This window comes from Azospirillum sp. (genome assembly GCF_035627195.1).
In the GTDB taxonomy this organism is placed as follows: Bacteria; Pseudomonadota; Alphaproteobacteria; order Azospirillales; family Azospirillaceae; genus Azospirillum.
This window is the reverse complement of the sequence record NZ_DASPMG010000145.1, coordinates 1-7,290: the sequence shown is the minus strand read 5'-3', so window position 1 is coordinate 7,290 and position 7,290 is coordinate 1. Positions and strand designations below refer to the sequence as shown.

Annotated in this window: 4 protein-coding genes and 1 pseudogene; 1 reads left to right on the top strand and 4 read right to left on the bottom strand. The window is 68.2% G+C overall.

Going from position 1 to position 7,290, the window contains the following annotated elements:
* The 3 genes from VED21_RS13610 to VED21_RS13600 all read right to left on the bottom strand — a co-directional run.
* On the bottom strand, nucleotides 1-1,141 hold a 1,141-nt coding region (locus tag VED21_RS13610; RefSeq protein WP_324882910.1), incomplete at its 3' end, for a nitrous oxide reductase family maturation protein NosD.
* A gap of 175 nt (nucleotides 1,142-1,316) precedes the next feature.
* Nucleotides 1,317-3,254: a TAT-dependent nitrous-oxide reductase gene (gene nosZ / locus VED21_RS13605; protein ID WP_324882909.1), complete on the bottom strand. Its 1,938-nt coding sequence runs from the start codon at nucleotides 3,252-3,254 to the stop codon at nucleotides 1,317-1,319.
* A 64-nt stretch (nucleotides 3,255-3,318) separates the two neighbouring features.
* The gene (locus tag VED21_RS13600; protein ID WP_324882908.1) at nucleotides 3,319-5,568 is read right to left on the bottom strand and encodes a 4Fe-4S binding protein; all 2,250 of its coding nucleotides are present in this window, start codon (nucleotides 5,566-5,568) and stop codon (nucleotides 3,319-3,321) included.
* Between the two features lie 182 nt (nucleotides 5,569-5,750).
* On the opposite strand from VED21_RS13600, the gene VED21_RS13595 reads away from it, so the two are divergent.
* Nucleotides 5,751-6,626: a ferritin family protein gene (locus VED21_RS13595; protein ID WP_324882907.1), complete on the top strand. Its 876-nt coding sequence runs from the start codon at nucleotides 5,751-5,753 to the stop codon at nucleotides 6,624-6,626.
* Between the two features lie 355 nt (nucleotides 6,627-6,981).
* On the opposite strand, the pseudogene VED21_RS13590 reads toward VED21_RS13595, so the two are convergent.
* Nucleotides 6,982-7,290, bottom strand: a pseudogene (locus tag VED21_RS13590) (L-lactate dehydrogenase); the annotation flags it as partial.

Sequence of the window (7,290 nt, the reverse complement as noted above, 5' to 3'; positions counted from 1 at the left end):
CGTCGCCGTTCAGGTCGAAGGCGGCGTTGTCGGACCAGTAGTTGCCGCGCCCCTTCTCCGACCAGTCCAGGAAGCGGGTGCCGACGTACTTCACCTGCGTGCGGTTGCCGACGAAGGCGTTGTCGGTCATCACGTTGCGCTCGGACCCGGCGGTGAAGTGCACGCCGATCTCGCACCCCTCGAACCGGTTGCCGGCGAAGCGGTTCTTGTTGGCGTTGTAGATGAACACGCACTTCCAGGTGCCGGACCGCTTGGCCCCGTCCACGCTCTCGGTGTCGCGCGGGATGTCGCTGTCAGCCACGGTCTCGCGCTCGCCACTCTGTTCCGTCGCGAAGCGGCCGTCCACGACGTTGCCCTCGATGCGGGCGGAGTTGGCGTAGTTCAGCAGGAACCCGTGCTCCAGATCGCCCTTGGAGCGGTTGTTCCGGATCACCAGATTGTTCGAATACATGATGGCATAGCCCACGTCGTTGCCGACGGAGACGTTGTCCGACACTTCCGAATCGTTCGTGTACATGTAATGCACGGCGAAGCGCACGCGCTCGAACCGGTTGCCGGAGAAGACGTTGCGCTTGGACGTGGTGGTGAACACGCCGTCGCGCCCGTCGCGCACGGTGTTGTTCAGGATCTTCGTCCCCGGCGCGTTCCAGATCTGGATGCCGTTGCCGCGCTCCGCCACGCGCAGGTCGGTGCGGCCCGTCACGTCGTTGCGGCGGATCAGCGTGTCGTTGGACCCCCAGGCGTAGATGCCGATCAAATTGTCGACCAGCCGGTTGTCCTCGATCACGCCGCGGTGCGCCTCCTTGCCCAGGAAGATGCCGGCGTTCTGCTCGAACAGGCTGATGCCGGAGTTGCGCACCTCCACGCCCCGCACGGTGACGTCGGGCGCGAAGATGGTGACCGTGCTGCCCTTGCCCCCGCCGTCCACCACCGCGCCGGGCGTGCCCAGCAGCGTGACCGGCGTGCGCACCGTCACCGGTCCCGGATGCGTGCCGGGTTCCAGCACCAGCGTGTCGCCGGGGGCCGCCGCGTCCAGGGCGCCTTGCAGCGCGCCGGGTGCGACCTCCACCGTCGCCGCCCCGGCGGCCGAGGCCGCCAGCGCCAAAAACGCCGTGCCGAGGAGGAGGGGGAGGTGGGGCATGGGGAACCTTGATGTGATGGAAGCTTAAAGCCCCTCCCCCCTTGCGGGGGAGGGGTTTGGGGAGAGGGGGATTACGCCCGGAAGGGCGGAAGAAAACTCTTTTCCCGCCTTCCGGCGGTAACCACCCTCTCCCCAACCCCTCTCCCGTCAAGGGAGAGGGGCTTTAGGCCATGCTTTACACCGCCCGCGGCTCGACGATCATGCGGCCGCCCATCTCCATGTGGAGCGCGTGGCAGAACCACTGGCAATAGTACCAGTGCACGCCCGGCCGCTCGGCCACGAAGGTGACGGACGAGGTCTGCTGCGGGCCGATCTCCATGGCGATGCCGTGGTTGGTCAGCGTGAAGCCGTGCGTCAGGTCGTCCACGTCATCCATGTTGGTGAGGTAGATCGTCACCTCGTCGCCCTGCTTGACGGTGAACTCCTCCAGGCCGAAGGCCGGGGCCCGCTGCCACATGTAGACGCGCACCTTGTTGCCGTCGCGGATGACCTTGGCGTCGTCCTCCAGGCTCACGCCGTCCGCCTTCGCCTGTTTGCGGGCGTCTTCCCACATCGGGTCGTTGCGGTCGAACACGCTCTTCGGGTTCACCTTGGAGCGGTGGACGATCAGCGTGTCGTGCGGCTCGGCATAAGTCGGGCCGTCGTGCACCAGCTTCATCTCGTCGCCCGAGATGTCGATCAGCTGGTCGTTCTCCGGCTTCGACGGACCCACGTTCAGGAAGCGGTCCTTGGAGAACTTGTTCAGCACGATCAGCCACTTGCCGTCGGCCTCCTTGGTCTGTCCCATGGAGGAGTGCAGGTGGCCCGGCTGATAGTGCACGTCCAGCTTCTGGACGATCGGATCGACCTTCTCGCCCTTGTAGGCGCGCTTGGCCTTGTCGATGTTCCACTTCACCACCTGGCTGTCCAGGAACAGGGTGGTGTAGGCGTTGCCGCGCCCGTCATAGGCGGTGTGCAGAGGCCCGAGGCCCAGCTTCGGCTCGGCCACGATCACGTCGCGCGGCTGGATCTTGTCGTCGAACAGGTCGTCCAGCTTGCGCACGTCCATCACCGACACGGTCGGCGACAGCTTGCCGTTGACCGTCACGTGGATGCCGTCCGGGGCGGCGTTGATGCCGTGCGGGCTGTTGGGGATCGGCACGTAGCGGGTGAAGGGCGAACCCTTGCGGCCGTCCACCACCGGAACGCCGTTCATCATCTGCACCTTGCCGGCCTTCACGGCCTCCTCGATGCGCTTGATGTTGAAGATGACGATCCAGTCCTGCTCGTTCGCGGTCATCTCGGCGGTGGTCACGCCGGCTTCCGAGTTGTAGCAGGTCGAATAGGCGTACTTGCCCTGGTAGTCGGCCTCGGTGTTGTCCAGGTTGCCGTCGACCCACACCTGCCACGCCACCTTCATGGTGTCGCCGTCGATGGCGGAGAAGTGCGTGCGGTACTTCTTCGGATCGATGTTCTTGCCGTCGTTCGGCATCGGCACGATCTGCTCGGCGTTGGCGAAGACGTAGCCGGTGCGCGGGTACTTCTGCAGGCGCAGGCCGTGGATCGCCGACACGTTCGGGATCTCGATGACCTTGTCCACCTTCATGATGTCGGCGCGGATGCGGGCGACGCGGGTGTTCGCCTTGTCGTTCACGAAGATGTAGCGGCCGTCGTAGGTGCCGTCGGTGAACGACATGTGCGGGTGGTGCAGGTCGCCGTTCAGCCAGTTCCCGCCCTTGTTGGCCAGGAACTTCCTGGTCTCCTCCGACAGGCCCTCGGTCAGGATCTTCAGGCTTTCGTTCGTCTGGCCCCAGCCGGACGCGCTGCAGCGGTTGAACACCGGGATGCGGTGCAGCTCGCGCATGCTGGGCGCGCCGAGGATGCGCAGCTCGCCCGAATGGCCGCCGGAGTGGAAGACGTAGTATTCGTCGAGGTCGCCCGGCTTCACCTCGTACTTCTGGCCCGAGGCGGTGGCGGCCTGCGCCGGGGAGGCGCCCAGCAGCGAGCCGCCGGCCGAAACGGCGGCCCCGCCGCCGACCGCGCCCACGACGCCCGCCATCACGGCGGCCTTGGCGGTTCCGCCCAGCAGATCGCGCCGGTTCATGCCAGCCGGCTTGTCCTCGTTGTTCGACATCTGTCGTCGCTCCTCGAAGTTGCCCCGGGGAGGGGCCTGGTGGTCCTGGTTGGTTGATTGGTGCTCAGTCCGCCCGCGGGCGCATGGTCAGCGCGCCGCTGGCGGGGTCGGTGGTCAGCACCGCCTCGCGCGCCTTCGGCGCGGGTGCGGTGTCGGCGGATGCCTCGCGGCGCTCGCGCTTCAGGCGCTTCTGGATCACCACCGGGCACTTGCGGTCGTGGTGGTACAGAACCTGGCAGTGCAGGCACTGGATGCATTCGTTGGGGTTGATCTGTCCGTCCGGGTGGATGGCCTGGACCGGGCATTCGTTGGAGCAGCGCTTGCAGGGATTCCCGCACTCGCGGTAGCGCTTCAGCCAGTCGAACATGCGCATCCGGCCGGGGATCGCCAGTGCGGCACCCAGCGGGCACAGGTAGCGGCAGAAGAAGCGCTCGATGAACAGCCCGGCGGCAATCAGTGCCACGGCGAACAGGACGAACCACCACTCCCGGACGAAGTGCAGGATGATGGCCGTCTTGAACGGTTCCACCTCCGCCGCCCGCTCGGCGTCGGCCAGCGAATACAGCGACAGCCCGAACAGCAGGAGGAAGATCATGTACTTGATCGGCCACAGCCGCTGGTGCAGGCCGAAGGGCACGGTGACCTGCGGGATCTTCAGCGCCTTGGCACCCTTGGTCGCCAGCTCCTGCAAGGCGCCGAACGGGCACAGCCAGCCGCAGAACGCACCCCGGCCCCAGAACAGCAGCGACGCCGCCACCGAGAACCACAGGATGAACACCAGCGGGTCCATCAGGAAGTAGTCCCAGCGGAAATCCGTGCGGAGCGCGTTGGCGAACGTCAGCACGTTGACGACCGACAGCTGCGCTTTCGCCCACCAGCCGAGCCACACCAGCGTGAACACCAGGAACGCCGTGCGCACGCGCCCATACAGCACCGGGCGCTGCACCAGCAGGTCCTGGAAGAAGAAGATCGTGGTCAGCACGCCGATGGCGATCACCACCACCGCGATGTCGAACACGCGGTTCTCCCACACGCGGCGCCACAGCGGCACTTCCTCGGCCTCGTCCTGCGCGGCGGCGGCAGCGGCGGCGGTGGCGGCCGGGGTGGGGGCGGCCGGCGCCGGGGCGGCGACGCGCTCGATCTTCAGGTACTTGTCCGGCGTCTGGTAGCCCAGGTCGAAGGTGACGAAGGCCTTGTCCATGGCGCTGGTGGCGCGGGCGACCAGCAGCTGCAGCCGCCACGGCTCGGCCGGGTCGAACTCGGCGCCGTCGGGCAGGGCGAACAGGCCGATTTCCGGGAAGTTCGGCGATCCCGCGGCGGCGAGGCTGCCCAGGCGCTTGTGGATGCGGTCGCGGAATCGGGCGCTGCCCTCGTTCTGGATCAGCTCGAACCGGTCGAAGATGCCGCCGCGCACATAGCCCGAACCCTTGAAGGAATAGCGCCCGCTGCCGGCCACGACGATGGCGTGCTGGCCCGGCTTCAGCCACGCCCGCATCGTCTCGTACTCGGCGTCGCCCAGCAGGCTGCGCCCGACCGTGGGGATGGTGGCGAGGCCGACGTAGAGGTCGATGAAGCTCTCGCCCGGTTCGCCCGGCTCCGGCCGCGCGATCGCCTCGGCCTTGCCCGTGCGCTCGAACGCGGCGTTGACGTCGCCGACGCTCAGCGTCAGCCGCCGCACCGATCCGTCGCCGACCAGCGATTCCCAGTCGCGCACCTCGCCCGGACCCGGCAGCAGGCTCTTCACCACCGTGGGTGCGGCTTCCGGTGCGGCGCTGCCCAGCGCCTGCATCACCTTCTTGCCCGACCGCACGATGGAATCGCCGATCACCATGACGGTGACCGTGGCGCCCGACACGATGTCCACCGGCGGCGTGGCGGCCGACTGCGACGCCAGCTCCAGCACGCTGCGGCCGACGTAGCCGTTGATGAAGGTGGTGATCTTCTCCAGCGGGATGCCGATCAGGACGATCGGTTCGTGGTGGTCCACCATCTTGGCGCCGGACACCACGCCGTCCGGCTTCAGCCCGACCACCACGTGGATGGGCCGGCCCGAATAGCCGGTGGTGTTGACGAAGTCGGAGTTCAGGTAGGCGTAGCCGACCAGCGCGTCGCCCTTGTGCACCGGCGCCAGCGGGGCGCTGGCCTGGATCGGCCCGAAGCGGTCGGCCCCGGCGAACAGCTCGCCCGGCTGCACCTTCGACAGGTAGCGGCCCAGCAACGGCTCCGCCGCGCCCGCAGGGGACACGAGCAGCAGAACCGCCGCCAGGACGGCCAGAAGAAGTGTTGCGATGGTGTACCGTGCAGCCCCGGTCATTCGTCCGATCCGGTATTGCGGAAAATGCCGCCGGGAATATCCGTAAAGTCATAAGGGGTATCACCGGCTTCGGTCCGGATTAGAGCAGCAGGCGGCCGGTCGTTTCTTGACTCCGATCAAGTCGCGGGCTGTTTTACGCAGGCACCATCTCCAGTGCAGTGCGGCGAAGGCGGGGCGAAATCGTGAAAAAACTCTTCGAATCCGAGCCTTTTACGGCGCTGACTTCGGTTGAGGAACTGCTGGGCATGGCGCTCGCCATGGAGGAGGAGGCGGTCCGCCGCTACCGCCAGCTGGCCTCCCTGATGGACGCGCGCCACGCGCCGGACACCGCCGCCGTGTTCCTGGCCTTGGCCGAGGAGGAGCAGGACCACGCGCACGCCATCGCCGCGCTGGCCGGCCGCCTGGGCCGTGCGGCGCCCGAGGGTGCCGCCTACAGCTGGCGCCTGCCGCCGGAGATCGGCGCCTCCTGGGACGACCTGACCGACCGCACCCGCGTGACGCCCTACAAGGCGCTGGCGGTGGCCGTGCTGAACGAGCAGCGCGGCTTCGCCTGGTTCAGCTACGTCTCCGCCAACGCCACCGACCCCGAGCTGCGCCGGCAGGCCGAGGCGCTGGCCAACGAGGAGCTGACCCACGCCGCCCTGCTGCGCCGCGAGCGCCGCGCCGCCTACCGCCGCGAACGCGCCGCCGCCCCGGCCGAAGCGCCCTCCACCGTCGAGGAACTGGCGGCCCTGCTGCGCCCCCGCCTGTCCGCCGCCGCCCGCCGCCACGCGTCCTTCGCCGCCGCCCTGTCGGCGGCCGGCGACATGGAAAGTGCCGCCCTGCTGACCCGCATCGCGGCGCAGGAGGGCGGCGCCCCGCCGACACCCCCGGCCCCGCCGGCCCCGCCCGCCGACCTGCTGCGCGCCGCGATGGCGCCGTGCGCCGAACTGTCCGAACTGCTGGCCGACATCGCCGCGAGCGCCACCGAGGAACCCGTCCTCCTCGCCGCCCAGCGCCGCCAGGAGGAGGCGGTGGCCCACATGCAAGCCATCGCGGAACGGCTGCGGCGCGTATAAAACGCCCTCCCCCTGCTCTGCAGGGGGAGGGAAGGGGCCCACGAAGTGGGAAGGGTGGGGGCAACGCCCATCGTGGCAGGCGGGAGTATCGGCTGGCGATGCAAGTGCGAATTTAAAACACAAAGATCAGAAGATCAGAAGAGTTAAAGGATCGCGCCAACGCGCGCGCCTCGCACCGAAGCCGCTGCGCTGGCAAGCCCTTCTGTTCTTTCAATCTTTTGAGATTCGTGTTTTTGATCAGCACCTTCTTCGCCAGCCGATGCGCCGCTGATCATCGCGAAGAACTTGCCCCCACCCTCCCAAGCTTCGCTTGGGCCCCTCCCTCCCCCGCCGGAGGCAGGGGAGGGGTATAAAATCACAGCCCTCCCTCCACCGAATCCGCCGCTTCCTTCAGGATCTCCGCGCTGCGCTTCAGCGCGGCGGCCTCCGCGTCCGTCAGGTCCGGCATCACCGTCTCCAGCACGCCGCCGGCGCCCAGCACGCGCGGCAGCGACAGCGCCACCTCCGGCACGCCGGCCACGGAGTCGTTGAGGATGGAGCAGGTCAGCACCGCCCGCTCGTTCCCGGCGATGGCGCCGACCAGCCGGGCGATGCCGCCGCCGATGCCGAAGGCGGTGTGGCCCTTGCCCTCGATGATGCGGTAGGCGGCGCGGCGCACGCCGTC

What these genes read in the sequence shown, in the direction of transcription:
- nosZ (WP_324882909.1), bottom strand. Translation starts at nt 3,254, where the DNA reads ATGTCGAACAACGAGGACAAGCCGGCTGGCATGAACCGGCGCGATCTG.
- VED21_RS13600 (WP_324882908.1), bottom strand. Translation starts at nt 5,568, where the DNA reads ATGACCGGGGCTGCACGGTACACCATCGCAACACTTCTTCTGGCCGTC.